Source organism: Chitinophaga sp., from assembly GCF_039596455.1.
Lineage (GTDB): Bacteria > Bacteroidota > Bacteroidia > Chitinophagales > Chitinophagaceae > Chitinophaga.
The window spans coordinates 217,028-239,024 of the sequence record NZ_JBCNJR010000002.1 but is presented as its reverse complement, the minus strand read 5'-3'; the positions used below and the strand labels follow the sequence as shown (position 1 = coordinate 239,024).

14 protein-coding genes are annotated in these 21,997 nt (G+C 53.5%); 4 read left to right on the top strand and 10 right to left on the bottom strand.

The features are described 5' to 3' along the window. Positions 1-80: 80 nt before the first annotated feature. Positions 81-1,763, top strand: a complete 1,683-nt coding sequence (locus ABDW36_RS10685) for a gliding motility-associated C-terminal domain-containing protein (protein WP_343701886.1) — start codon at positions 81-83, stop codon at positions 1,761-1,763. Between the two features lie 25 nt (positions 1,764-1,788). Here ABDW36_RS10685 and ABDW36_RS10680 read toward each other — a convergent pair whose 3' ends face one another. The 7 genes from ABDW36_RS10680 to ABDW36_RS10650 all read right to left on the bottom strand — a co-directional run bounded on the left by ABDW36_RS10680 (position 1,789) and on the right by ABDW36_RS10650 (position 6,722). Further along, positions 1,789-2,703: a hypothetical protein gene (locus ABDW36_RS10680; RefSeq protein ID WP_343701885.1), complete on the bottom strand. Its 915-nt coding sequence runs from the start codon at positions 2,701-2,703 to the stop codon at positions 1,789-1,791. 18 nt (positions 2,704-2,721) lie between these two features. Further along, entirely contained in the window at positions 2,722-3,531 is an 810-nt protein-coding gene (locus tag ABDW36_RS10675) for an anti-sigma factor (RefSeq protein WP_343701884.1), read from the bottom strand. Positions 3,532-3,585: 54 nt separating this feature from the next. Continuing rightward, positions 3,586-4,137 carry a sigma-70 family RNA polymerase sigma factor gene (locus ABDW36_RS10670; protein WP_343701883.1) on the bottom strand — a complete coding sequence of 184 codons (552 nt, stop codon included), beginning with the start codon at positions 4,135-4,137 and terminating at the stop codon, positions 3,586-3,588. A gap of 133 nt (positions 4,138-4,270) precedes the next feature. Continuing rightward, a complete protein-coding gene (gene def / locus ABDW36_RS10665; protein ID WP_343701882.1) occupies positions 4,271-4,849 on the bottom strand; it encodes a peptide deformylase in 579 nt (192 codons plus the stop codon). Between the two features lie 46 nt (positions 4,850-4,895). Next, a complete protein-coding gene (ruvX, locus tag ABDW36_RS10660; protein WP_343701881.1) occupies positions 4,896-5,312 on the bottom strand; it encodes a Holliday junction resolvase RuvX in 417 nt (138 codons plus the stop codon). Positions 5,313-5,321: 9 nt separating this feature from the next. Beyond that, positions 5,322-6,185 carry a UbiA-like polyprenyltransferase gene (locus ABDW36_RS10655; protein ID WP_343701880.1) on the bottom strand — a complete coding sequence of 288 codons (864 nt, stop codon included), beginning with the start codon at positions 6,183-6,185 and terminating at the stop codon, positions 5,322-5,324. 9 nt (positions 6,186-6,194) lie between these two features. Further along, positions 6,195-6,722, bottom strand: coding sequence for an RNA methyltransferase (locus ABDW36_RS10650; RefSeq protein ID WP_343701879.1), 528 nt, complete (start codon positions 6,720-6,722; stop codon positions 6,195-6,197). Between the two features lie 59 nt (positions 6,723-6,781). On the opposite strand from ABDW36_RS10650, the gene mutS reads away from it, so the two are divergent. Then, positions 6,782-9,379, top strand: coding sequence for a DNA mismatch repair protein MutS (mutS, locus tag ABDW36_RS10645; protein ID WP_343701878.1), 2,598 nt, complete (start codon positions 6,782-6,784; stop codon positions 9,377-9,379). A 419-nt stretch (positions 9,380-9,798) separates the two neighbouring features. On the opposite strand, the gene ABDW36_RS10640 is transcribed toward mutS, so the two are convergent. Further along, positions 9,799-11,505, bottom strand: coding sequence for a SusD/RagB family nutrient-binding outer membrane lipoprotein (locus tag ABDW36_RS10640; RefSeq protein ID WP_343701877.1), 1,707 nt, complete (start codon positions 11,503-11,505; stop codon positions 9,799-9,801). A 15-nt stretch (positions 11,506-11,520) separates the two neighbouring features. Next, the gene (locus tag ABDW36_RS10635) at positions 11,521-14,805 is read right to left on the bottom strand and encodes a SusC/RagA family TonB-linked outer membrane protein (protein ID WP_343701876.1); all 3,285 of its coding nucleotides are present in this window, start codon (positions 14,803-14,805) and stop codon (positions 11,521-11,523) included. A gap of 1,159 nt (positions 14,806-15,964) precedes the next feature. Here ABDW36_RS10635 and ABDW36_RS10630 point away from each other — a divergent pair. After that, complete coding sequence (locus ABDW36_RS10630; RefSeq protein WP_343701875.1) at positions 15,965-19,216, top strand: SusC/RagA family TonB-linked outer membrane protein; 3,252 nt, start codon at positions 15,965-15,967, stop codon at positions 19,214-19,216. 11 nt (positions 19,217-19,227) lie between these two features. Further along, positions 19,228-20,811, top strand: coding sequence for a SusD/RagB family nutrient-binding outer membrane lipoprotein (locus tag ABDW36_RS10625; protein WP_343701874.1), 1,584 nt, complete (start codon positions 19,228-19,230; stop codon positions 20,809-20,811). 90 nt (positions 20,812-20,901) lie between these two features. Here ABDW36_RS10625 and ABDW36_RS10620 read toward each other — a convergent pair whose 3' ends face one another. Then, positions 20,902-21,936, bottom strand: a complete 1,035-nt coding sequence (locus ABDW36_RS10620; RefSeq protein WP_343701873.1) for a LacI family DNA-binding transcriptional regulator — start codon at positions 21,934-21,936, stop codon at positions 20,902-20,904. Between the last annotated feature and the right edge of the window lie 61 nt (positions 21,937-21,997).

Sequence of the window (21,997 nt, the reverse complement as noted above, 5' to 3'; positions counted from 1 at the left end):
GCCACTGTACCTTAAATCCGGGTTAATTATTTTATTAAAAACATTCTACATATCAATATTTCTGCTAATTTAGAGGCGCCATGGTTCCGAAGAAAAACCTCCTTACTATTCTGCTGGGCATGCTGCTGGTGGCCACCCTTGCCGCCCGTGCAGGCACCCGCCCCCTGCTGACCAATTTTACCTACAATACTACCTGTACCGGCGAAGAAGTAGAATTTACCATTACAGACCCCATCAACGACATTGACTCCGTAAAATGGTATTTTGTGAGCCCCCCGGCGCTGCCGGAAGACTCCTCTGACCTTATTACCGGGGCCATCCACACCTACGCCGCACCCGGCACCTACACTGTTACGCTGAAAGTTTACAGGAACGGGGTGGAAGACATCACCACCGTTCCTATTGCCATTGTAGACCGCCGGGGCGTAGACCTGGGACCTGTTAACCTGACCATTTGCGAAAATGCCACCCACACCCTTACCGTGCCCTACGATGCGGCGGCTACCTACACCTGGTATTTTGCGGAAGACACGGTAACCGGCACCAACACCCATACCGTTACGGAACCGGGCACTTACTACGTGGCCTACAACGGCTGTAAAGAGCTGGATTCCATCAATATTTTCCACTCCCCCATCCCTGACATAGACCTGGGGCCTGACCGCATTTTGTGTACAGATGAACTGCTCACGCTGGATGCCACGGCCCAGAACGCCACTTACCTCTGGAGCACGGGAGAAACCTCCCCTACCATAGTAGCCTCCGGCGCCACGCAAACTTACAGCGTATCTGTAGATGTGGCCGGTTGCGGTGTGTATACGGACGACGTCACCATTACCTTCCGCGGCACGCCCTACCCCTTCAGCCTCGGGCGGGATACGCTCCTGTGCCCCGGGGAAACCGTGATCATTGACGCCTACCGGCCGGAAGCCACGGCCTACCAGTGGAACGGCGGCTCGCGCAACCCGCAGATCACGGTAAACCGCGGCGGCGCCTACGCTGTATTTGTGACCATCAACGGAGACTGTGACGTAGTAGATACCATGGAGGTGAACTACAGCCGCCTGGGGCCTTTCAGCCTGGGTAATGACACCACGCTTTGTTACGGTGACTTCCTGGTGCTCAGCGCAGACCATGGCACCGGCAACTATCTCTGGCAGGATGGGTCTGACCAGGCCACTTACCATGTAGACAGTTCCGGGTATTATTACGTGCAGGTACAGATAGGCCGGTGTATGGAGTCTGACACCATACGGGTTGACTTCCAGGACAGCCTGCGCGTATCACTCGGAGAAGACTCCACACTCTGTATTGGCGAAACGCTGCAACTGGTGCCTCGGGGGGCCGGCAATAATTTCAAGTGGCAAGACAGTACGGCTACTGCCACCTTCCTTGTAACGCAGCCGGGCATTTATGCCATTGTAGCGCAAAATGTGTGCAACCGGGCTACGGATTCAGTGAATATCTATTACCAGAACTGTGACTGCACCGTGTTCCTCCCCACGGCCTTTTCCCCGAACGGAGACGGGCGCAACGATTATTTCAGGCCCGTGTACCGCTGCCAGATAGGGCAATACAAACTGAGCATCTACAACCGCTGGGGAGAGTTCATTTTCCACACCACAGACCCCAGGGTGGGCTGGAACGGGCATTACAACGGCTCTCCCGCCGCCATGGCCACCTATGTGTGGACGCTGGAATACGTTGATGAGCTGAACCTGAAAAAGTATCATAAAACCGGCACTATCACGCTGATACGGTAAATGCCGGGCAACAGGAAAGAAGACATTACCGCGAGAAGTCTGAAAACCTGGCCGTGAACACAGCGGTTTCCCGCTTTTTGAAAGGCACGTTCCAGGTGCCGTTATAAGTAATGAGCGCGGGCAGCAGCAGATCTCCCATCTTCGTCATCTGCACGTTCATTTTCACATTGAAGTCAAAAATGAGGGTTTTATAAGACAGGGAATACCTGCGCCCTACAATTTCCATGGTCTCCTTGTTGAAGTAGGTGATCAGCTCGTCATACACAATTTCCGCCCTGTCCATAGCGCCGAGGTTTTTGCGCATTACGGCGCTGAACACATAACACTCCGCGCCGGCGAAGTTGGCGGCGGTGATGGAAAAATCGTAATACCGCATCAGGTTGGGGTCAAACACGGCCACCTTGCTGCCCACTACAGGCACGCCGGTAATGGGTTTGCCGGGGTTGAAGATGAGCTGCTTCAGCTGGGATTTGTGCCGGGCCAGGCTGCCCCGCGCTTCCCCGCTTTCCTCATTGCATACTGTGCCTTTGGTAAAAAAGAGGTTGGCGTATAATTCAGCGGTGTAATAGTTGTAATCTCCTTTGCGGGTATAGAAGTCGCCGGTGGTCTTTTCCTCCAGCACGTCCATTTTACGGCAGTTGCCGGTCATCACCTGCCGGGTGCGGGATTTGAGGGAAGCAATCGTTTTGCCGCCGGCCCTGTCTGTAATACGGATATCATTATCTCCCGTAAAACCAACAATGCGGAGGTTCTTGAACGCGCGGTAAAAAGTAGTATCGTCTTCTACCCGCTTGATAAAGCCGTTCACGTCAAAGCCTATACGTTTGGCATTGATCACCACCTCATCCAGGTTAATGGTCATGCCTTTATAAATAGCCGTGTCCTGCGCTAAACCGGAAAAGCCGGAAAACAGGAATAACAGTAGCAGGGTTCTTCGCATCTGGCAAATGTAAGGAAATTAGCCGCCTACTTTGCCGGCTACGTACATTTCAGTGAGGGTGGGTGTGGGGCTGCCGCCTTTCTTTTCAAGGGTAACGGCATAGAGTTGTGCGCCGGGCACGTATTTCACTTTCTGGAAGCCCTTGGCGGCATCTCCCATGTCAAACACGCCGGCATCTACAGGTTTGTTGTTCACAATGCCCCAGAGCTGGTACTGCTGGTCTGCAGGCGGCTCCGGCAGGTTGCTGATAGTGAGGTAGGCATCTTCCGATTTGGGCATCATATAAACAGTGGCCAGCAGGCCGGCGCGCGCTTTGGAGGCTGTGTACATGCGTACCATCTTCATATCGGACTGGCGCAAATGCTCCAGCATCTGCTCTGCCTGCTGCATTTTAGTCTGGAATACGCCTTGCTGCGCCACCATTTTCTCCTGGTCAAACAGCAGCGCCTGGTATTTATTTTTCCACTCGTCTACGCTCTTCCGGTAATTGAAAATGAAGGCAATGCTTGCAGCAAGCCCCAGAATGGCGGCAGCGGCAATGTATTGCCAGGCGGCGCTCACCATCCTCTTTTCTTTCACCACTTCTTCTTCGGGGTAGCTGTAACCTTCATCTGCAGAGCTTCCTGCGGGCACAATCGATTCAGCACCTTCCGTGGCCAAGCGCTGAAAAAGGCTTTCCTTTACAGATTCCGGCGGCGCTACGGAAAAGAATTGCACATACCGCTCCATATCAAGCTGGGCCGCATCTACTGCGGTTTTCACTTCCGGGCTCTGGGCCATCGCAGCTTCCAGCTCGCGGACCTCCTGGTCCGTAGCCAAGCCAACCACGTAGCTTTCAATTATTCCGGATGATATGTAACGTTGTACGTCCACTTTTTTTTACTAGATCTGTTTAAGAACGTTCCTCAGTTGAATGATGGCATTACGCATTCTGGTTTTCACAGTGCCCAAAGGAATATCCAATACCCTGGCAATTTCTTCCTGGGTGCAGCCTTTATAGTAAGCTAGGTCAATAATAGTCCGCTGTTCTTTGTTGAGCTTTTCTATCACCTTGGTGAGTCCAAGGTGGTCTACTGAAGGGTGAACCGTTAACTGACTTGTATGTGCATATACGTCATTGCTCAGCTCCTGGATTTTTTGGTCCAGCTTGTGAGTCTTGGAACGAAGCGCATCTATTGCAGTGTTACGGGCAATATTGAGCATCCAGGTGAACAGACGCCCTTTCTCTGTGTCATATTTACCTATTCCACGCCAGATCTTCAGGAACACTTCCTGCAAAACATCACTGGCCGCAGTTTCATCGTTAAGGACTTTAAGGACAACACCATATAAGGCGGGAGAATAGTGGTCATACAAATAACCGAAAATCTGCTGGTCATGGTTTTGGAGTCCCTGTACCAGTTCCTGTTCAGTGTATGTATTAGCGGTGCTCAAAAGATAGACGTCAGAAAATAACGGCACTAAAATAATGAAAAATGTTACAATATGAAATTATTAGGCATAATTATTTTTTATAATTGTTAAAGAAAGGCAAAAAAAAGAGGCCTTTTTCAAGGCCCCTTCTGCATTATTTGGGAAAGCTCATTTTGTAATCCACTTTCACCTTTCCTTTTGAAATATCGTCCAGCTTGCCTTTCAGCAGGCGTTTTTTGAGCGGTTTTAAATAATCTATGAACAGCTTGCCTTCTATGTGGTCATATTCATGGAAAATAACACGGGCGGTAATGCCGTGAAAAGTGCGTTCGTGCTGCTTGAACTGCTCGTCCATATACCGGATCTTCACCTTTTCGGGGCGGCTCACGTCCTCACGGATCTTGGGAATGCTGAGGCAGCCTTCCTGGTAGGGCCATTCATCGCCATCCGTATCAATAATGCGGGCATTGATGAATACCTGCTTGATGCCATGGTCTCCGGGATAAGCGTTTGTTTCGTCTTCTTCCAGGTTATTGATGATCTGCTCGCTGTCTACCACAAACAGGCGGATGGGCCTGTTTACCTGCGGAGCGGCGAGGCCTACCCCGCTGGAGGCATACATGGTTTCCCACATATTGTCTATCAGTTGCTGCAAACCGGGGTAATCCGGCGTAATGTCCTGGCTTACCTCTCTTAAAACCGGGGCGCCATAGGCTACTATTGGTAATATCATGTTATAATTTCGTAACAGGAAAATGCAAAAATAGGAATTTTAGCCTTTACCCGGCGTGATATTGCAGGTACTCCTGCAGCAGAATGGTGGCGCTGATCTCGTCTACCAGGCCTTTCTGCTGCCGGTCCTTTTTTTTCAGGCCGCTGTCAAGCATGCTCTGGAAGGCCATTTTGGAGGTGAAGCGTTCATCTACTTTTTTGATGGGTACCTGCGGGAAATGTTTATGCAGGATGCGCACACACTCCTCCACCAATGCGGTGGCGTCTGTAGCGCTGCCGTCCAGGTTGCGGGGCAGGCCTATCAATATGAGCTCCACCGCCTCAGCGGCCAGGTATTTTTTGAGATAGGGCACCAGCTCGTGCGAGGGAATGGCGCCCAGCCCGCTGGCAATGATCTTCAGCGGGTCTGTAACGGCCAGGCCGGTGCGTTTTTTCCCGTAATCGATGGCTAATATCCTGCCCATTCTATTAATTTAAAACAGCATGTCTGCAATGGCAAATAGGGCATACACCACGCTGGCAACGCCGTTGGTGGTCATGAACGCCAGGTTTACGCGGGAGAGGTCTGTAGGTTTCACCAGCCGGTGCTGCATGAACAGCATCAGTATGAACACCCCCGCTCCTATCCAGTACAGCCAGTGGAACGCGCCCAGCAGGCCAATGGTAACGGCCAGCACGGCGGCGGCCAGGTGCAGCCCTTCAGAAAAACGCAGGCCTCCCGCTTTGCCCAGCCATGCGGGGATGGAGTGCAGCTGCTGAGACTTGTCAAACTCCTCATCCTGCAAGGCATAAATAATGTCGAAGCCTGATACCCAGCACAACACCATTACGCTCAGCAGCACCGGCAGCAGGGCAAACTGCCCGGTTACCGCGAGGTAAGCGCCCACGGGCGCCAGGGAAAGGCCCACGCCCAGCACCAGGTGGCACAGGGCGGTAAAACGTTTGGTATAGCTGTAGCCCAGCACTACCAGCAGCGCCACGGGCGAAAGGAAAAAACAAAGAGGATTGATGAACCAGGTGGTGGCCATGAACAGCAGCGCGTTGCCGATCACAAAATAGAGCGCGTTGCCGGAAGAAATGATGCCCGCCGGTATCTCCCGCTGCGCGGTACGCGGGTTCTTTTTATCAAAATCCGCATCCAGCCAGCGGTTGAAGGCCATGGCCGCACTGCGGGCAAAAACCATACAAAGTACTACCAGCAGCAGCTTTGTCCAGTCAAACGCATGCCCCGCCAGGGATACTGCCATGAAAAAACCGATCATGGCAAAGGGCATGGCAAAAATAGTGTGACTGAACTTCACAAGTGAAAGATAGTTCCTGATTGTGGTGGTGGACATGGTATACATTTACTTTTTTAGTTTACAGAACAGGTCCCATATTACAATGCCGGTGCTTACGGAAATGTTCAGCGAATGCTTCATGCCCAGCTGCGGTATTTCAATGCAACCGTCTGCCACTTTCATCACCTCCGCGTCTACGCCTGATACTTCGTTGCCGAACACCAGGGCCAGGGGCGTGCCCGCGGGTTGAAAATCATGCAGCATCACGCTCTGCGCCGCCTGTTCAATGGCCATTACCGTGTACCCTTCCTCTTTGAGCGCCAGCACTGCCTCCATGGTAGTGGGAGCATACTGCCAATCTACCGTTTCCGTGGCGCCCAGGGCGGTTTTCTGAATGTCCCGGTGCGGCGGCACGGGCGTGTAGCCGCATAAAACAATGCCCTGCAGCAGGAAAGCGTCTGCCGTTCTGAACACGGAACCCACGTTATGCATGCTCCGCACATTATCCAGCACCAATACCAGCGGCGTTTTGTTGGCCGCCTTGAACTCGGCCACCGTTTTCCGGCCCAGCTCATGCATATTTAACTTCCGCATGCCTGCAAAGATAATTTTTTTATTACCGAACGGAGCCGCCGGCTTCTTATATTTGCCGCATGGCTAAAAGTAAATCCGAAGAAACGCCCTTAATGCAGCAGCACAAAGCCATCAAGGCCAAATATCCCGATGCGGTGCTGCTCTTCAGGGTGGGCGACTTTTATGAAACATTCAACGAAGACGCGGTGATAGCTTCCCGGGTGCTGGGCATTGTGCTCACCAAACGGGCCAACGGCAGCGCCGCATTTATTGACCTGGCGGGTTTCCCCCACCATTCGCTTGACACCTATCTGCACAAACTGGTAAAAGCCGGCCATCGCGTAGCCATCTGCGATCAGCTGGAAGATCCCAAAACCGTAAAAGGCATTGTAAAACGCGGGGTCACGGAAATGGTGACGCCGGGCGTGGCCGTGAACGACAAGCTGCTGGAGAACAGCCATAATAATTTCCTGGCCGCCGTACATTTTGGCGCGGAGCTGACCGGCGTGGCCTTCCTGGACATCAGCACGGGAGAGCTGCTGGTGGCGCAGGGCAGCCTGGAGTACATAGACAAGCTGCTGCAAAGCTTCCGCCCGGCGGAAGTGATATTTGCCCGGCAGCAGCAGAAAAACTTCCGGCAAAACTTTGGCAGCCGCTTTTACACCTATACGCTGGAAGAATGGATCTTCACCAACACCTATGCCCGTGAAATACTGCATAAACATTTCGAGACCCATTCCCTGAAAGGGTTCGGAACGGAAGACATGACGGAGGCGGTGATTGCCGCCGGCGCCACCATGCACTACCTGAAAGACACCGAGCATCCCAACCTGCAGCATATTACCAGCATGCAGCGCATAGACCAGGAAGATTTCCTGTGGATGGACCGCTTTACCATCCGCAACCTGGAGCTGCTGCAAAGCACCGTGGAGCAGGGCAAAACCCTGCTGGGCACGCTTGACCATACGCTTACCCCCATGGGCGCGCGCCTGCTGAAACGCTGGATCGTGTTCCCGCTCAGAGACATCCGCCAGATCAACGAGCGGCTGGACGCGGTAGAAGACCTCATCCGCGAAGCTGACCGCAGCATTACCCTGGGGCAGCATCTCAAAGCCGTGGGAGACCTGGAAAGAGTGGTATCCAAAATTCCCCTGAAAAAGATCAACCCGCGCGAAGTGATGCAGCTGGCCAAAGCCCTGCAGCAGGTGTGCGAAATACAAAAACTGCTGGAGAATACCACCAACCCGCTGCTGCGCCAGCTCCAGGAGCAGCTGGACCCGTGCGACAGCATCCTGCAGCGCATCCTGGCCGAGGTGGCAGACAACCCGCCCGTGCTGGCCAACAAAGGCGGCGTGGTGCGCGAAGGGGTGAACAAAGACCTGGACGATCTGCGGGCCATTGCCAGCTCAGGCAAAGAATACCTGCTGCGTATACAGCAGCAGGAATCTGAAGCCACCGGCATCCCTTCCCTGAAAGTGGCGTTCAACAACGTGTTCGGCTACTACCTGGAGGTGACCAACACGCACAAGAACAAGGTGCCCGCCAGCTGGATACGGAAGCAGACCCTGGCCAACGCAGAGCGCTACATCACCCCGGAGCTGAAAGAATACGAAGAAAAGATCACCGGCGCGGAAGAAAAAATACTGGCGCTGGAAATGCAGCTGTATGATGCGCTGCTGCTCACCCTGCAAGATTTCATTCAACCCGTGCAACGCAACGCGCAGGCGCTGGCGCGGCTGGATTGCCTGCTCTGCTTTGCCCACAACGCCGTGCAGTTCAAATACCGCCGCCCGCAGGTAACGGAAGCACATCATATAGACATCAAAGACGGCCGCCACCCCGTGATAGAACAGGGGTTGCCGCCGGGAGAAAATTATGTGGCCAATGACATACTGCTGCACCAGGACGAGCAGCAGGTGATCATCCTCACCGGCCCCAACATGAGCGGTAAATCCGCCCTGCTGCGGCAAACCGCCCTCATTACGCTCATGGCCCACATGGGCAGCTTTGTTCCCGCCAGCGCAGCGGAGATCGGCCTTACAGACAAGATCTTCACACGAGTGGGCGCCTCAGACAACCTGAGCGGCGGCGAAAGTACCTTTATGGTGGAGATGAACGAAACCGCCAGCATCATCAACAACATTACGCCCCGCAGCCTCATCATCCTTGACGAGATAGGCCGCGGCACCAGCACGTACGACGGCATTTCCATTGCCTGGAGCATTGTGGAGTACCTGCACAGCATGACGCCCCACCGGCCCAAAACCCTCTTTGCCACCCACTACCACGAGCTGAACGAGCTGGAAAACACCCACAGCCGGGTGAAGAACTTCCACATCACCAACAAGGAAGTGGGCAACAAGATCATATTTCTCCGCAAGCTGGCGCAGGGCGGCAGCCGCCACAGCTTCGGCATTCACGTAGCGAAAATTGCCGGCATGCCCCCGCAGCTCATTAACCGCGCCAACGAAATACTCAGCCAGCTGGAAAGCCAGCACATTGAAGCGCCCATGCAGCAAATTGCCGCGCCCACGCACAAAGTGCAGCTCAGCATTTTTGACGCGCACAGTGACACCTTCCAGGCCATCCGGGAAAAGCTTTCTTCTGTAGACATCAACCGGCTAACGCCGGTAGAAGCGCTGCTGAAGCTGGGTGAGATCAAGGATTTGTTGCAGTAACCGGATCATACTTTACATCAAAAGGGCTGAACCGAAAGCAGTGATCTGCTTTTGGCTCAGCCCTTCCTGCTTCATGCAGGGAAGCATGCTGCCGGTATGGGGGCCACAGGTTATGACAAGGTTCTTTCAAGGTATACTTAAGAATAAGACAGAGATATCTTACCCTTATATAGAGGTGAGATATGGATGGGATATCCTTAGAATATGAGTATGATATGGGTAAGATATCCTACCTGAAACCCAATACCAGCAATACTTTTGGCCAGGAGCAAACACGCGGGGACCTGCACGGGGAATACCGTAATTGCCTTTAGCTCAATGAGAATCAATAGTTCATCCCTTTGTTTCCCAAAAAACAAAAGCGGCCCAGAGCTTTCGCCCTGAGCCGCTTTCTCACATCAGCACAAATTCAAAAAACGCTACTGCTTGTCCCACCATACTCTGCCCGTAAGCTCGTTGGGACTGCCATATTCTCCTGTTGCCTGCATGTCTGCAATAGCATTGTTATAATTGGTCATATTGGCGGAGTTGGGAATGGGCAACTGCCAGCGGCGCGGAATTGCAGCCACGGTGCCGCCGATCATTACCGGCTCCAGAGACAGGATGCCGCCAGCTTTGGGATACCCAAGCCTTTTCCAGCTGGCCCATGCTTCCCAGGGAGATTTGAAGTGATGCAGCAGCAGTTGCACGCCTATTTTCTCCAGCTTCTCTTCCGTGCCGCCGGTGAAGGCTATCTCCGGTTTCTGCAGGTAGGTGGTGATGGCTTCAGCGCTTACCGGCGCAAAATCAACAATACCGGCAATTTTGCCCATAGCCTCATACGCCTGTATGGAAGCGGTTACGCCCTTGTTGTACCACGTTGCCGCATCTTCGCTGATGAGTCCGCGTACCGCCAGCTCCGCCAGCATAAGGCATTGTTCTGCATAACTCACCAGCGGCTGGGTGTACTGGCCGTTGGCGCCGCCATCCTGGCTGAGGTCAAACAGGCGGTTCTGGAAACGGCTGAGCGTGTCTACCGTGCGTTGTTCCGCCTTGCCGTTCACCACCAGGGAGTAGGTTTTGGTGCCGAACAGGCTGGCGTATTGCGGCAGGTTTCTGCTGTCAGGACTTACCGGCAAGCCCACATAACGTTCCGGGTTGTACACGGCAGACGCAGGGAAGCCTCCGCCGGCCTTGATGTAATTGAACTCCGCCTCCGTCATGGCGTTCTTTTTATAGAACAACGCCAGGCGCGGGTCTGCGTTAGACTTCAGGAAGTCAAGCATATTGATGCTGACAGCGCTGGCATTGTTACCCTGGGGGTTCCAGTTACCGCCGCGTGCAAACTGGGTGCTGGAAATGAACTTCCACTCCTCATCGTTGCTGGCATAGAGGCCAGCGGGGCTCGCCATTACCTCATCAATGATCTGTTTAGCCTTGGCAGCATTACGCTTCAGCAGGCGCACCGCCAGCTTGAGGCGCAGCACGTTGGCTGTTTTAGCGTAGTTGGCCGTGGCAGTAGCAGCGTTGGTGTAAAACATATCGTACTTCGCCAGTCCTATCTGACCGGTGGAAGGCTTCAGCAGGGAATCCACCGCTGCCTTCAGCTCTTCATTGAAGATATCGAACAATTTTTCCTGGCTGTCATACACCGGTGTGAAGTTAGCCGTTTCACGCGCCTGCAGGGCCTCGGAGTAAGGAATGGAACCATTGGCGTCAGATACACGGAAGGCGGCGTACACCTTGTGGATCTTTGTAATGGCGCCAATGTTGCGGTACAGCAGCTTGTTTGATTCAGGCATGTTGGCGATCAGCTTCTCCATTTCTACCAGGTTACGCCCGATGTTGGTATAAAAAGCGCTGTAAAAATTATTGGTATTCTGTCCGCCGAACATACCCGGCTGGTTGCCTTCCGGCGCAGCCACGCTGAATTGCATCCAGCGCATCAGGAAGCCGTAGTTATCGTAATACCAGTCAAAATCCCGGTCCACCATAGCTTTCTGGGAGCTGGTGATCATGGTTTCCGGCTGAATGGCGGGAGACACTTCCGGGTTGGAGTTCTTTTCCGAGAAGTCTTTGGTACAGGCGCTGGCCAGCGTTGCCACTGCCAGGGCGCCGATGCCTAATTTATGTTTGATATTCATCATCGTCCTTTTTAATAATTAGAAACCTAATTGGATAGTGAAGGCCATGTTACGCACAAAGGGCGCACCGCCATACTCGGAGAAGGCAAATGTGCTGTTGTTGCGCAGGCTTTCCGGGTTGATGTGGTCTGGCAGGTTGTTGAACAGGTAACCCAGGTTGCGGCCCGTCAGCAATACCCTGGCTTTGGTGAGCTTCCAGCGTTCCACCATTTTAGTGGGGAAGGAATAGCCGAGAGAAACCTCGCGCAGGGCCACATAAGATGCGTCAAACACGGAAGCCTGGCGGATGCCGATACCCCATTCTCCCACCATGCTGTAATACTGATAGGGAGAAAGCGGTGTTACGTACCCTTTTTCATACGCCTCGCGGTAGGTCATGCCGCTGATGTCCTGGCTGAGGCCGGTAGCGGTGGTACCTTTCATGCCGGCGCCGAACACACCGTCAGGGATCATGCCGTCATCATGCTGCACGCCGTCTTTGTCTGTCCAGGCAATGCCGCCGGAAGCCGCATCGCGGCCGGGCAGTGTGCTTTCAATAGTACCACGGCCGGTACCGTACTGGTGGGAAGCGGAGAAAATGTCACCGCCCATGCGCGCGTCCAGCAGCACGTTCAGAGACCAGTTCTTGTAAGAGAAGTTGTTGTTCAGGCCCAGGTTGAAATCTGGCGTAATGTTGCCTACTTCGGCATAGCTGCGTTTGAACTGTACCGGGAAGCTGGATGATTTTTCGATAACGGGCTTGCCGTTCTTGGACGGATCGTCAGACACGTATGGCGTATAGCCGTAGTTGGTTACCAGCACGCCATACGGGCGGCCTACCTGCGCTACTACCCTCACATCCTGGTCGTTTCCCATCTCATAGATGTCAATGCCCGGGGTCAGCGCAATGATCTTGTTGGTGTTGCGCGTGCCGTTCAGCTGCACGTCCCACTGGAAGTTTTTACCCTGGATGGGGCGGCCGTTGATGGCCAGCTCAATACCTTTGTTGCGGAAGTGGCCGGCGTTGATGATCTTGTTTTTCACACCGGATTCAATGGGCACTTCCAGCCGGAGTATCTGGTTCTTGATGTCTGACTGGTAGAGTGCTACGTCAAAGCCCAGGCGGCTGTTGAAGAACCTTACGTCCGCACCTACTTCATAGGAGTGAGACATGGAAGGTTTCAGGTTATCGTTAGGATAGGTTTCCTTGTTGAACGGATAATAGAGGTAGCCGGGGTTAATGCCGCCCTGCCACAGCTCTTCCATGGTATAACCGGAGTTAAGCTGCCAGGGGCCGGTATCGCCACCCACTATAGCGTAAGAGGCCCTCACTTTACCATAGGTGATCCAGGAAGGCAGCGCGTTCTTGTAGGTTTCGGTAAACTCCCAGGCGCCGCTCACAGAGGGGTAAAAGTAGGAGTAGTTACCACCACCCTGGGGGTAAGCCAGTGCGGAAGACCAGTCGTTACGCCCGGTCACATCCAGGAAGAAAGCGTTCTTGTAGGAAAGGCTGGCAGATGCAAAGATGGAATTGATCTGTTTTTCCGCCAGTTTTTTATTGCCGCGGGCATCTACCGTACCTATGCTGTTGCTGATGGTGAATTGACCGGGTATCAGCAAACCGTTGGTAGTGCGGGCGCTGTATTCATTACCCAGGCCGGAGCGCCAGGTTTCTGCGCCCAGGTTAAAGTTAAGCGTGAAGTCATCCTTCATTTTGGGAGAGAACATAGCCATACCGGTGAAGGTATACTGTGTTCTGTTCACGCCGCTGATGGCGTAAAGACCGCGGGCGCCGCCAAAGTTCGGGCCCCAGCCCAGCTCACGGCGGTCATCTTTATTTTGTTCGTTACTGAAAGTACCGCGCAGTAACAGTTTCAGCCAGTCTGTAGCGGTAGCCGTGAGGGAGAGGTTACCCATGAACAGGTTCTCTTTCCTTTCCCAGCGGTCGTGCTTCAGGCTGAACCAGTAGTCTGCACCGGGGTATTGGCCCAGGTAATCATCCATGTTGCTCAAACCGGGGTTGGGGCCCAGGTATCGGGCGCTCCAGTAAGCCGGATCGTAGTTACGGGGGAAGATGTAGATCCATTTACGGCCAATGTTGTGATTGGTATAGTCACCACCCTGGCGCGTAGGGTTCAGAGCATTGGAGAACGCGTAGGTAACGCCGCCTTCAGCAGACAGGAACTTGTTCAATACCGTAGAGGTTTTGAGGGAGAGGGAGTTCCTGTTAAAGTCGTTATTAGGCATTACGCTGTTGTTCTGCAGGCGGGAGTAGGAAAAGCGGAAGTTTGATTTCTCCGTGCCGCCTTCTACCGCTACGTTGGTATTATAATATTTACCCGTTTGGTAGCCATCCAGGGCGTTGTTAGGCATGGCGGCGTAAGGAACAATGTCTCCGTTCACCAGTTTGGCCATCTGCCCTTCCATGCGGGGGCCGAAGCTGTTGCCGCCGGCTTCCACCACGTTGTTGCCCTGGGTGTCTTTGTTAAATGAATTTTTGGTGCCCGCACCATATACGTTCTGCAGCGCAATGGGCGTACGGTAAGCCTTTTCGAACTGTACCGTCTGGCTCACTTCCACGCCCAGGCCTTTACGGGTGAGGCCTTTTTTGGTGGTGATGAGGATGGCGCCGTTGATAGCGCGGGAACCGTACAACGCAGTGGCCGCTGCACCTTTCAGTACTGATACAGACTCAAACTCGTCAGGGTTGAAGTTCTTCAGCACGTTACCGAAGTTTACCGCGTTGTCAGAGATGTCGTTTTCGAAGATCACCCCGTCTATTACGAAGATGGGCTGGTCTTTACCGTCCAGCGATTTTGCGCCGCGGAGCACGATGCGGTTGGCAGCCTGCGGGCCGCCGGCCGCGCCGGAGATGTCTACACCCGCTACTTTACCCTGCAGGGCAGCCACCGGGTTGATGGCATTGGTTTTGGCGATTTCGGAACCCTTCAGCTCCGTCATGGCGTAGCCCAGCTTGCGTGCTTCACGTTTGATACCCAGCGCGGTTACCACCACTTCATTCAGGTTTTTGGCGTCTTCTTTCAGCACAATGTTGAGCGCTTCCGTACCAACAGGTGTTTCCTGGGTAAGGTAGCCCATAAATGAAAAAACCAGTGTTGCGGAGGGTTGCACACTGATCTTGAACGAGCCGTCAGCGGTGGTCATAGCCCCGTTAGACGTACCTTTTTCTTTTACCGTAACACCGGGCAGCAGGGTGCCGTTGGCATCCCTTACAGTGCCGGTAACTGCTTTCTTTTCCTGCGCCCATGAGAGGGGGGCAAAGCAGAAAGACAGCAACGTGGCGAGCAGCAGAATTCTTCGCATAGCTTCCTTAGATTTTAATTTGAACTGATCCTGTAAATAGTTATCCCTTTATTGGTTGATAGTTGATCTCAAGGCATCAACTATAAAACAATACAATTCCTGTCCGCCCGCGGGGCGGCAATTTCCGGCTGCGGCATTCCGGCGGCGGCGTTCACTGCAATACGCAGCACGCCCGGCCTGCCCCGGCAGTTCCGGCTACATAGAAACGGCTGATAAAAACGGAGAGATGATTTCCTGCTACCCTAAATGCGTGGCGTATCTCTGTCAGCGTTGTTCACTATACTCCGTTGTTCCGGAACATACAAAAAGGGAATAAATCGTTTTAGCGATCCTCCCTTTTAAAAACCTGTGTGATCCGCACCCGGCGCCGGCCCGCAGATATTTTTTAATGCATAAAACGATTTAGCAATATGCAATAAAAAAAACCTGTGAATTACCCAGCGCTCTCAAATTTCTGCTTCACGCACAAGTTTTGTGTTCCGAAAAACGAACGTCTGCAACTTAGTCAAAGTTGGTTAACACACAAAGCAAAATTTAACTTTTTTTTGATGAAGGGTTCACATAGCCTTCACATTCCTGAAAATACTATCACTCTGCGCGAATATGATATACGTTACAACGCGCATCAGGAGGAAACCCGCTCCCACTCTCCTTTGCCGCCCTTTCGCCATCTCGCGGGCAAGGCTGCACGTTTTCCCGCGGAACAATCAACTTCTCTTGTAAGGACAGATCGCCCAATTAATTGATAAATGGCATTGTTTTTAACAAAAAACTCGCTAAGTTTGATATGTACAACCAGAAGAAAAACGGGGGAAGAGAGGGATCTGCAAGCGGCCGTTTCTTTTTTTTAACCGGCATCGCTAAAACGTTTTACTCTTCCCTGCTAAACTTGCCTGATACCAGAACGGCTAATATACACTACCGGAAGGCACCAATGTCCCGAAAAACAGCATCGTTTATCACCAGCACGGCCACATTCAACCAAAAGAGAACAAACGTTATTTAAAACTTAAAACGAACAGTGAACATCAACCTGGGGGTACCCTGCACTAACGTGTGCCCTGCAGTATCTTTCTTCAGACACTATTTTTTATCCAACAAGTACAATCAGGAGTGCCTTCACTCCTACAGGCCATTTTTTATCTAAAACAGTTGAACAATGAAAAGAACGCTACTCCTCATGGTGGTCTTGCTGACCCTGTGCGCACAAGCCTCCCGCGCGCAGGAAAAGAAGGCCATCACCGGCACCGTCCAAAGCGCCACCGGCGCCCCGCTTCCTGGTGTCACCATTTCAGAGAAAGGCACCAGCAACGGCACCATTACCGGGGCAGACGGCTCCTTCCGCCTCAGCACCGCGCCCAACGCCACCCTGGTATTCAACTTCATCGGCTACACCCGCCGGGAAGTACCGGTTTCCGCCCAGTCTGTCTACAACATCACGCTCAGTGAAGATGTTACAGGCCTCAATGAAGTGGTGGTAACCGCGCTGAACATCAACCGCGCCAAAAAATCACTGGGCTACTCCCAGGGCACCATCAACACGGAGAGGCTGGAGAACATCGGCAGCCCCATCAACGCCTTCGGCGCCCTGTACGGGCAGGTGGCCGGCCTGAAGATCACCTCCACCGCCCTGGGCCCGGCCGGCGGCATGTCTATCAACATCCGCAACGCCGTATCGCTCTACGAAGGCTCCACCAACCGCCCGCTGTTTGTGATAGACGGCATTCCCATGCTGGACTGGCAGACAGACATCAACCGCAGCACGGGCAACGGTCTCAATGACCTGAACATGGACGATATTGCTTCCTTCGAAGTGCTGAAAGGCGCCAAAGCCGCCGTGCTCTACGGCTCACAGGGCGCCAACGGCGTGATACTCATCACCACCAAAAGCGGCAGCAAAAAAAGAGGTTTCGGGGTAGACGTGAACCTCAGCCACTCCCGGGATAATGTGTGGATCATGCAGGAGTTCCAGAACGAGTTCGGCTCCGGCTTCCCCGCTGCCTGGGTAACCCCTGGCACCGTAGATGCGGAAGGTTTCTATCAACGTTTCGGCAAACAGGCCTACTACCCTACCAACTATAACTTCGGGCCTAAAATGGACGGGCGGCAGATACTCTGGTACGACAGTGTGATGCGGCCTTACGTGGCACAGCCCAATAACATCAAAAGCTTTTACCGCAACGGCTTCACCAACTCCGCCAACGTGGCCCTCCAGGGCGGCAGCGAAATAGGCGGGTTCCGCATCTCCTACACCCGGCGGGACTATAAAGGCATATTTGAAGGGTTCAAGCTGCATGACGACAACTTCAACTTCAACGGCAATATCAAGATCACCAACCGCGTGAACTTCAAGCTGGTGAGCACTTACGCCACCACCTTCAACCACAACGCCCCGCCCACCAACCAGGACGTGTTCGTGACCTACGGCGTTCCCCGGCAGCTGGACGTAGACCTGCTGCGAACGCAGATCGTAGACAAAGAGAACGATAATTATTTCTGGTGGTACATGAACGACCGCAACACCCGCTACCCTGTGGGCGGTATTGTGCGTGACGGGCTGGCAGGCAACTACCTCTGGAACCAGACGCAGAACGACTATGATAACACCCGCAACCACTTCATCAATTCCGCCACGGTGGGCGTAGACATCGGCCACGGCTTCCGGCTGGAGCTGCTGGGCGGTTTTGACTGGATCACCAACAAGAACGAGCAGAAAGAGAAGGTGCGACGCCCGCTTTCCGTGGTCAACGGCGGCCGCTATTACCTGTCTAACAGCACAGACGTCTTCTACAACGGCCAGGCAGTGCTCAGCTACGAAAAGCAGGTGAACCCCAACTTTGATATCAACGCTTTTGTAGGCGGTGTAATTCAGCGCCGCACCAGCGAGTCTACCAACAGGACCACGCCTGGTGACGGGTTCATCACCCGTGACTGGTTCTCCTTCCGCAATGCCAAAACAACGCCGGTGCTGAGTGACGATACCCGCCGCTACAGCCGCCTGTACGGTCTCTTCGGCTCCGTGCAGTTTGGCTGGAAAGGCTGGCTTTACCTGGACCTGCAGGGGCGTAACGACTGGTCTTCCATTCTTCCCCCGGAAAACAACTCCTACTTCTACCCCGGCGCCAGCGTGTCCTGGATATTCAGCGAAGCCCTGCCCAAACCGGCCTGGCTCAACTTCGGCAAGTTCAGGGTATCATGGGCAGACGTAGGGCGCCCAGGGCCTGAATACTTTGCCAACACGGTGTATGACATCGGCAGCTATGGCGGGGTGATCACCTACTCGCCGCGGGGAGACCTGCCTCCGGCCGACCTGAAGCCGGAACGCAAGCGTGAGCTGGAGCTGGGCATTGAAAGCAAAATGTTCAACAACCGCTTCGGGCTGGAAGTGAACTATTATAACGGCAATACGTATGACCAGATCATGGGCCTCAGCGTGGCGCAGGCCAGCGGCGTGGGCACCACCCGCATCAATGCCGGCCAGATCGGTCATAGCGGCCTGGAAGTGATGCTCACCGGTACGCCGGTACAAACCAAAAACTTTAGCTGGGAAACGGTGCTCAACTTCCATAACGACAAGCCCATGGTGAAAAAACTGGCGCAGGGCATTACCTCCCAGGGCCTTTGGGGCATGTCTGGCGCTTCTGTGGTAGCCAAAGAAGGGCAGCCCTGGGGGCAGATCATTGTAAGGCCTTACCGTACCAACGAACAGGGCGTGCGCATCACGGAAGGCGGTTATTACTCTACAGACCCCACCAAGGAAGAAATTGTGGGCAAGGTGCTGCCAGACATCCTGGGCGGTTTCAATAATACCCTCCGTTACAAGGGGCTGGAGCTGAATTTCAACATAGACTTCCAGTTCGGTTCCACCCTGGTATCCCAAACCAATATGTACATGGTAGGCAACGGCTCCGCCAAACAGACCGTAGCCTACCGGGATGAGGCGCATGGCGGCCTGCCCTATTACATCAACAATGCCGGCGCATTTGTGAAGCTGCCCAGCCACACCGCTCCCGTGCCGGCAGATTCCAAGTACCCGTTCATTATGCATGACGGGGTGATACTGCCCGGCGTGGAAGCAGACGGCAAGCCCAATGAAACCATTATTACCGCCGCAGACAAACACTCCTATTACTGGCAAACGTTCATGGACATTCAGCCGGACATCGTTTACAAGAACGATTACATCAAGCTGCGGAACATTGTGCTCACGTACAACTTCCCCAAACGGCTGACGGATAAAATGCATTTCGACAGACTGGCTATTTCCGCATTTGCCAATAACCTCTGGTACATTCATAAAACCATGCCCAACGTAGATGCGGAGGCGCTTAACGGCACCAACGTATTCTTCGAGAACAACGCCTTCCCCTCCACCCGGAGCTATGGCTTAGGTATCAGGGCTTCATTTTAAAACGGCATATCATGAAAAGGAAAATATTCAATATCATACTGGGTACCACCCTGCTGCTGGCGGCGGCCTGCCAGAAAAAGCTGGAAGAGGACTACCTTGACCCGAACGGCTTCACTTCACCCACCATAGAAGGCTTTTATGCCAACGCACAGCAGCAGCTCGGTATTTTCAGGTACTCTTACGGGGAAATGTTCCACAACTTCAATACCTTCGGCCCCATGCTGGGCTCCGGCGGGTATGCCAATGACGGCTCCCCCTCCAATTTCTCCTGGGTGCACAACCCGTACAGCGACTCCTACAGCAAGCTGCGCTCCCTGCGCGCCATGCAGGACATGTTCAACAAACTGCCTGAAGAGGATAAAAAGAACTACGAAATATTCATGTGGACGGCTTCCGTGATCCGCGATTACATCTTTTATCATCTTACAGATGCCTGCAACGACGTACCTTTCACTGAGGCCATGCAGGCGCAGGACCTGAACTTCTTCCCGTCTTTTGACAAACAGCAGGACATCTACCACGCCATACTGAACGATCTCAAGGATGTATCCGGCAAGCTGAAGGGCTACGCCCTCAATACCAGCTTCATCCAGCAGCAGTTCCCGCGCAACGATATCTGGTTTGCCGGCAACATCAACACCTGGCGGGTATTCATCAACAGCCTGCGCATGCGGCTGGCCATGCGTTTGACCAATGTGGAGCCGGCTCTCAGCAAAAGCACCATCCAGGAGGTATTGGCAGATGGCGTATACGCAAAAGACCGGGCTACCTCCATTACGCTGGTAGACCGGCAACCTGAAAAAGCCATGGAGCTGTTGATTTTCCGCTCCATTTCCGAAAGGCTGCCGCAAATGCTGTGGGCGCCGCAAAATATGATGAAGGTGATGCGGAAGGCCGGCTTCCCCGAAGATCCGCGCATCAAGGTGTTGTTCCAGCCTGACAAAGACGGCAACTATACGCCCATGCCGGCTGAAGGGGCAGACGTAACGGCCATTTCACCGCAGATCACCACCTCCAACATGGCCAAAACCTTCCCCTCCTTTTACAACCGCTTCACCTTTGAACGGAACTTCGGCATGCCATACCAGATCATTACCTCCTCTGAAGTACACTTGCTGAAGGTGGAAGCCGCCCTCCGCTGGCCAGACCTGGGCATCAACGCGGCAGACGAGTACAGGGCCGCCATGCAAGAATCTATAGATATCTATTACGAGATCAACGGCATTGCCAAAGACAGCAGCTATAACGGCTTCATCAGCGCCGCCAAGGCCACCAAACCGGCGCAGGCCACCATCAACGCCTTCCTGGACGCTATGGTGAACGAGTTCAACGCAGCAGCGGCAGCAGAAAAAATGGGGCTGATGTATGATCAGAAGTACGTGCATTTTAACATGCTCAAACCGTACGAGCTGTGGGCCGATACCCGCAGGTTGATGAAAGAGCTGGGCGCCCGTGTACGCAAAAGCCCCAGTAACGTGAGAATGATGGAGAGAACCGTGTACCCCACCAGCGAAGAGCTGAACAACGGGGAAAAATTCCAGGCGGTAAAACAGCAGAATAATTATACCACGCCGGTGTGGTGGACGGGGCGGTAACCCTGCCTGCGCCAACAAAAAAAGGTGATGCGCCGGTTGCGGCGCATCACCTTTTTATATCTGCTGCGGCCTGCGGCGCAGCGGGTATCGTTAAACAGTGAGCTTTTTCCTTTTTTTGCAGCTTTCCCGCTTCACCAGCGTAGCCGGCAGCACCACCTGGTTGATCTGCTGGTTGTTGTGGTTCAGCTCGTTCATCAGCACCTGTATCAGGTTGCGGGCAATGTCGTGAATAGGTTGCGCCACGCAGGTAATACCCGGCGTGTGCAGGCGGAAGAGATCGTGGTCATCAAAACTGACCATGGCAATATCATCCCCTATTTTGATGCCCAGGTCTTTAAAACATTCTATGCCGTATACGCCCAGGTAGTTGGTGGAAAAGAAGATGGCGTCCAGGTCAGGGTTGCTTTCGAGGAACGTCTTGATCTGGCTCACGGCCTCGTCTTTTGAAGCGGCAAAAGGTATCTTTTTCAGGAACTTGCGCGGAAAAGAGGCGCGGTGGGCCTTCATGGCGGCGGTAAAGCCGTTGAGGCGTTCCTTCATCTGTATCTGTTCGGAGGTGGTGGTAATGAGGGCAATTTTGGAATGGCCCAGCTTCAGCAGGTACTCCCCCGCATCGTAAGCGCCCTGGAAATTATTCACCATTACGTAGTTGGTAGGTATCTGCGGAAGGTAACGGTCCATCAGCACCATGGGCTTGCGCGCGTTTTTCAGCATCTCGATCTCCTTGTCGAGATTGGGCGTGGGGGTAATGATATACCCGTCTACCTGCCGGTACTCCAGCACCTCCAGGAGGCCGCGGGCCTTTACCAGGTTGTCTTCCGTGCTGCCGTACAACACCTTGTACCCGAACTTGTCTGCTTCTTCTTCCACTATTTTGGCTACGTTGGCAAAGAAGTTGTTGGCAATGTCTTCCACGATCAGCCCGATGGTTTTGGTCTTGCCCGTGCGCAGCCCTCTTGCCAGCTGGTTGGGTTTATACTTCAGCTTGGCCGCCAGCTTCAGTATTTTCTTGCTGACCTGCTCGCTGATCCGTTTTTCCCGGCCTTTGCCGTTGAGCACAAAAGAAACTGTAGTTGGTGATACCCCCGCCTGTTTTGCGATGTCTTTGATTGATATGCCCTTCATACTTTGTGATAGGTGGTGCGTGCTTAATCGATTTAGCATTGACAAGGTACGGAAAATAATA

Excerpts from the sequence above, each read along its gene's own strand:
- ABDW36_RS10625 (WP_343701874.1), top strand. The coding sequence starts at position 19,228 with ATGAAAAGGAAAATATTCAATATCATACTGGGTACCACCCTGCTGCTG.
- ABDW36_RS10650 (WP_343701879.1), bottom strand. The coding sequence starts at position 6,722 with ATGCGGAAGTTAAATATGCATGAGCTGGGCCGGAAAACGGTGGCCGAG.
- ABDW36_RS10655 (WP_343701880.1), bottom strand. The coding sequence starts at position 6,185 with ATGTCCACCACCACAATCAGGAACTATCTTTCACTTGTGAAGTTCAGT.
- ABDW36_RS10635 (WP_343701876.1), bottom strand. The coding sequence starts at position 14,805 with ATGCGAAGAATTCTGCTGCTCGCCACGTTGCTGTCTTTCTGCTTTGCC.
- ABDW36_RS10630 (WP_343701875.1), top strand. The coding sequence starts at position 15,965 with ATGAAAAGAACGCTACTCCTCATGGTGGTCTTGCTGACCCTGTGCGCA.
- ABDW36_RS10640 (WP_343701877.1), bottom strand. The coding sequence starts at position 11,505 with ATGATGAATATCAAACATAAATTAGGCATCGGCGCCCTGGCAGTGGCA.
- def (WP_343701882.1), bottom strand. The coding sequence starts at position 4,849 with ATGATATTACCAATAGTAGCCTATGGCGCCCCGGTTTTAAGAGAGGTA.
- ABDW36_RS10620 (WP_343701873.1), bottom strand. The coding sequence starts at position 21,936 with ATGAAGGGCATATCAATCAAAGACATCGCAAAACAGGCGGGGGTATCA.
- ruvX (WP_343701881.1), bottom strand. The coding sequence starts at position 5,312 with ATGGGCAGGATATTAGCCATCGATTACGGGAAAAAACGCACCGGCCTG.
- mutS (WP_343701878.1), top strand. The coding sequence starts at position 6,782 with ATGGCTAAAAGTAAATCCGAAGAAACGCCCTTAATGCAGCAGCACAAA.
- ABDW36_RS10680 (WP_343701885.1), bottom strand. The coding sequence starts at position 2,703 with ATGCGAAGAACCCTGCTACTGTTATTCCTGTTTTCCGGCTTTTCCGGT.
- ABDW36_RS10685 (WP_343701886.1), top strand. The coding sequence starts at position 81 with ATGGTTCCGAAGAAAAACCTCCTTACTATTCTGCTGGGCATGCTGCTG.